The following is a 3,346-nucleotide window of genomic DNA, read 5'->3' as shown; positions in this document are numbered from 1 at the left end:
CCCACGCTCAACCTGGAAAACCTCGACCCCGAAATCGACCTCGACGTCGTGGCCGGCAAACCACGCCCGGGCAACTACGAGTACGCGATCAACAACTCGTTCGGATTCGGCGGACACAACGTGGCCATTGCCTTCGGGCGCTACTGACGCCGGCATAGACCGCGGCGCTGATCCTCGAGCGCTCGTTTGGTGATCCAAGCCCGGGGAAGTCAGCGACTATGGCTTTCGCCGAGTATCAAAACGAGTTGTACGACCAGTCGCTGCACGGCAATCAGCCGCAGTACCCGATCAGGTTCGACGAGCTGGAGAAGAAGGCCGCGGCGGCGATGACGCCGAAGGTGCTGGGATACGTGGCCGGCGGCGCGGGTGACGAACACACCCAGCGCATCAACTGCGAGGCTTTCAAGCGGTGGGGGTTGTATCCGCGCATGGGGATCGCGCCCGAGCAGCGCGATATGGCAGTTGAGTTGTTCGGCGTCAGGTTCGATTCCCCGATATTCATGGCTCCCATCGGCGTCATCGGCGTGTGCGACCCGAACGGCCACGGGGACATGCTGTGTGCGCGGGCCTCGGCCCGCACGGGTGTGCCGTTTTTCGTGGGGACCCTGTCGGCTGACCCGATGGAGGATCTCGCGGCCGAGCTCGGCGACACCCCGGCGTTCTTCCAGCTGTACACGCCTCCGGACCGCGAGATGGCCACCAGCCTGGTGCACCGGGCCGAGGCGGCCGGCTTCAAGGGCATCGCCGTCACGCTCGACACGTGGGTCACCGGCTGGCGCCCGCGCGATCTGAAAGGCGGGAACTACCCGCAGGTGCCCAGCGGCTGCCTGGCTAACTACACGAGCGATCCGGTGTTCCGCGCCAAGCTCGAACCGGGTGAAGACGCCACCGAGGCGGCGGTGCGCAAACTGCCGATCTTCGGCGGGCCGTTCCGGTGGTCGGACCTGGAATGGCTGCGGTCCGAGACCAGCCTGCCGCTGATGGTCAAGGGCATCTGCCATCCCGACGACGTTCGCCGCGCCAAAGATATTGGCGTGGACGGCATTTACTGCTCCAACCACGGCGGCCGGCAAGCCAACGGCGGGCTGCCCTGCTTGGATTGCCTGCCCGCAGTAATCGAGGCCGCCGATGGAATCCCGGTGCTGTTCGACTCGGGCGTGCGTGGCGGCGCCGACATCATCAAAGCGCTGGCGCTGGGCGCGACCGCCGTGGGGATCGGCCGACCGTACGCCTACGGCCTGGCCGTCGGTGGCGTGGACGGCATTGTGCACGTGCTGCGCTCGCTGCTGGCCGAAGCGGATCTGATCATGGCCGTCGACGGATATCCCTCCCTGAAGGATCTGACCCCCGACGCATTGCGGCGTGTCGAATACGCTGAAGCGCAAAGCTATTCGTAGCTTCCCTCCACATACCAGCGTCGCCGGCGATAGCACAGCAGCAGCGCACGCTCACTCTCCAGCAATACCTGGGCGCGGGCGGTGCGCCCCTTACTCAGTTCGGGATCCCACCATCGCTCGTCGACCGGCCACGGCCCGGACCACCAGCACAGCCGCTCGTCGCGGCCATGGGCGATCATGCGCGCGGGATCGGCGGAGAACAGCCCCCGGATGGTCACCCGTATCGGGTTGCCTTGGGCGTCAAGCAGTTCCACCGGGTCATCAAGCAGGACCGCCGGTGACGGCTCGGGCAGCCGGCCGGGCCACGGTGGATCGGGATCGGCCCGCGGCACCGGCTCGTCGCCGAGCGGGATCAGCGTAATGCGCTCGGCCGGGCCGCGCCCGCCGGACAGCACCGGCACTCGCACCGCCTCCGGGCCGAGCAGGCCCTGCACCCGCACCAGCGCCCGGCGAGCCCGCAGCCTGTCCTCCTCGCCCAGGCCACCCCAGAGCGGCAACTGCAGCGCCTCGGCCGATACCACCTCCACCGCCTTGAGCCGCAACAGCGTCACCGCGGCGGTGGGACGGGGATTGCGCGCGGTGCGGCTGCTCAACCATCCGTCGAGCTGCCAGCGCACCCGGTCGGCGGTGGCGTCCTCGGTCAACGGTTCGGCGCACCGCCACACCCGGTGCAGTTCTTCGCCGTTGGCGGTGACGGCGTGGATGGCCAGCCGGGTGCATCCAACGCCGGCGGCCATCAGCGTCTGATGCAGCCTGCCGGCCAGTGAGCGCCCCGCGAACGCCGCGGCATCGACCCGGTCGATCGGCGGGTCGCAGTCCAGCACGGCCTCGAGTTCGGCCGGCGGCTCCCGGCCGGAGGGGGGCCGGTCGGGTTCGCCGCGGGCCAACCGGTGCGCAGTCACCCCGTCGGCGCCGAATCGGGAAGCCACGTCGCTGCGCGACAGCGCGGCGAACTGCCCGATGGTGCGAATCCCCATCCGCCACAACAGGTCCGTCAGCTCTTCGCGGCCGGCGCCGGACAGGCTCGGCTCGGTGGCGAGTTGTCGGATGGACAGCACCGACAAGAACTTCGCGTCACCCCCCGGCTCGACGACACGGCCCGCCCGCGCCGCGAAGACCGCGGTGGACAACTGGTCGGCCACCCCGGCCTGACACTCGGCGCCGGCCACTGAACTCACAGCCACCGCATCGATCAGCCGTTCGGCGGCGGTGGCCTCGGACCCGAAATAGCGGGCCGCGCCGCGCACCGGCAACACCAGGAGGCCGGGCCGCAGCACTTCGGCGCGGGGCACCAGGTCGTCCACCGCCGCGATCACCGCTTCGAAAAAGCGGGCGTCGCGGTCCGCGTCGGCGGCGGTGACGTGCAGTTGCGGGCATCGGGCGGCCGCCTCCCGGCGTCGCAGGCCCCGCCGCACCCCTGCCGCGCGGGCGGCCGACGAGCAGGCGATCACCCGGTTGGCCAGCGTGACCGCGATCGGAGCGGTCGCGGACAGACCCGCGGCAGCCGCCGCCGCGACCGCGGGCCAATCCATGCACCAGATCGCCAAAACCCTTGAACCAGAAGGGGATACCATGGGTTACCCGGCTCGCGCTGGAGTCATCACCCGTCGTCCCGCGCATGTCCCGCTGACCTGAAGCCGCACCCCGCCGATCCGGCCGAATCCGGGACGGTCGCCTGCGGTGATCTCATAACCACAGACGTGGGCGGCGAGGCGCGTCGGTGCCCCCTGCCAATCGCCGCCGGTGACCAACAGGGTGCAGCCCTTGTTCCTGGCGCGGGCCACCACCGCCCGCGCCCGGGTGGGTGGCACCCGCCGCCCGCCCAGCCCCAGGACCACCAGATCCATGCCGTCGATGAGCACCGCGGCCACCTCCACCGGATCGGTGCCGGGATCCGGTATCACCGCGAGCCGGCTCAGATCCGCCCCCATCTCCGCGGCGGCCAGCAG

General features: G+C 70.1%; 2 protein-coding genes and 2 pseudogenes. 2 read left to right on the top strand and 2 right to left on the bottom strand.

The genetic code is table 11. The annotated features are described in order from the left end of the window. Both A5652_RS27195 and A5652_RS23580 read left to right on the top strand, forming a co-directional pair. Positions 1-147: pseudogene (locus A5652_RS27195) on the top strand (beta-ketoacyl-ACP synthase); the annotation flags it as partial. A 71-nt stretch (positions 148-218) separates the two neighbouring features. Continuing rightward, positions 219-1,397, top strand: coding sequence for an alpha-hydroxy-acid oxidizing protein (locus A5652_RS23580; protein WP_067357621.1), 1,179 nt, complete (start codon positions 219-221; stop codon positions 1,395-1,397). On the opposite strand, the gene A5652_RS23575 is transcribed toward A5652_RS23580, so the two are convergent. Continuing rightward, positions 1,388-2,971, bottom strand: a complete 1,584-nt coding sequence (locus tag A5652_RS23575; RefSeq protein ID WP_197514082.1) for a DNA polymerase Y family protein — start codon at positions 2,969-2,971, stop codon at positions 1,388-1,390. The two genes, A5652_RS23580 and A5652_RS23575, sit on opposite strands and share 10 nt — an antisense overlap. Positions 2,972-2,974: 3 nt before the next feature. Next, positions 2,975-3,346 (bottom strand): annotated as a pseudogene (locus tag A5652_RS23570) (hypothetical protein); the annotation flags it as partial.

Source organism: Mycobacterium sp. 1165178.9, assembly GCF_001673555.1.
GTDB lineage: Bacteria > Actinomycetota > Actinomycetes > Mycobacteriales > Mycobacteriaceae > Mycobacterium.
This window is presented reverse-complemented; position numbering and strand designations above follow the sequence as displayed.